Annotated in this window: 1 protein-coding gene; it reads right to left on the bottom strand. The window is 54.0% G+C overall.

Translation table 11 applies throughout. From position 1 onward, the window contains the following. Positions 1 to 41: 41 nt before the first annotated feature. Positions 42 to 1,277 (bottom strand): IS256 family transposase, encoded by a 1,236-nt coding sequence (locus ACMGDE_RS19920; RefSeq protein ID WP_436834594.1) that lies wholly within the window; start codon positions 1,275 to 1,277, stop codon positions 42 to 44. Between the last annotated feature and the right edge of the window lie 12 nt (positions 1,278 to 1,289).

The raw sequence follows: 1,289 nt of genomic DNA, 5'->3' as shown, positions 1-1,289 counted from the left end.
GGTAGTGTAACGTGAACTGTGTCATCCGGATCAACCTATTCCTAAACACTATTTTGATTCAGGCGCAGCCTGTCACCAAATTTAACATACAATTGCGAGATGGTCAAGCCCCAATTGTGGATGGGCATTGTCCATTTCTTTGTTATCTCCCGTATCACCAGATAAAGGAGCTTCAGCAGCGCCTGTTCGGAAGTGAAAGCCCCTTTGGTCTTGGTGATCTTGCGCACCTGCCTGTGCATCCCCTCGATGGGATTGGTGGTGTAGATCACCCTGCGGACATCCCCGTCGTATTCGAAGAACGTGGAAAGGTTGTCCCAGTTCTGCAGCCAGGATCTGGCCGTGAGCGGATATTTCCTGCCCCATTTTTCCTCGAACTCCAGCAGCCGTTCATAGCCCTGTTCGGCGTTCACGGCCTTGTAGACAGGCTTGAGGTCCTCCATGACGGTTTTCTTCTCCTTATCCGGCACGTATTTCATGCTGCTGCGGATCTGGTGCACGATGCACAGCTGGACACGGGTCTTGGGAAAAACGGCCTCAATGGCTTCCGGAAAGCCCTTCAGCCCATCGATGCAGGCAATCAGGATATCCTCCACACCGCGCTGCTTCAGGTCGGTCAGCACCGAAAGCCAGAACTTGGCACCCTCGGTTTCCGAAAGGTAAAGACCGATCAGGTCCTTGCGGCCATCGATATCAATCCCCAGGATGTTGTAGATGGCACGGCTCTCAACTGTCCCGTTATGCCGAATTTTATAATGCATGCAGTCCAGGAAAACAAACGGATAAACCGCATCCAGCGGACGGTTGCGCCATTCGTTGACCGCCGGAAGCACCGCATCGGTGATACGGGATATCTCCGTGGCCGATATCTCCATCGCATACATCTCCCGGATATAATCGCTGATGGCACGTGTACCCATCCCTCTGGCGTACATGCTCAATACGTTGCCTTCCAGTTCCTCGGTGATGATCAGCTGCCGTTTCGGGACGATCTTGGGTTCAAAGGAGCCTTCCCGGTCACGGCCCGTCTCCAGCTCGAAGCTGCCGCCGTTCATGCTCCTGACCGTTTTCTTGCCCTTGCCGTTGCGCCGGTTGGACTGACCCGAGGCTTTATCCTCCTCAAGGTGGTTATCCAACTCGCCGTCCAGCATGGATTCCAACAGGTGTTTGAGCATAGGCGCTAATACGCCGTCCGTGCCGCCGGCCTTCTTGCCCGCGTACAAACCTTCCATCGCTTCCTGCTTGAAGCGCTCGAAGTCAAATGGGGTGTTCTTTTTCATTAACATGTCACT

This window comes from Parapedobacter brassicae (genome assembly GCF_051400755.1).
Lineage (GTDB): Bacteria > Bacteroidota > Bacteroidia > Sphingobacteriales > Sphingobacteriaceae > Parapedobacter.
Note: the sequence above shows the minus strand (reverse complement) of the source record. Positions and strands in the feature narration are given on the sequence as shown.

Coding starts and splice junctions, on each gene's coding strand:
- ACMGDE_RS19920 (WP_436834594.1), bottom strand. CDS start 1,277: ATGAAAAAGAACACCCCATTTGACTTCGAGCGCTTCAAGCAGGAAGCG.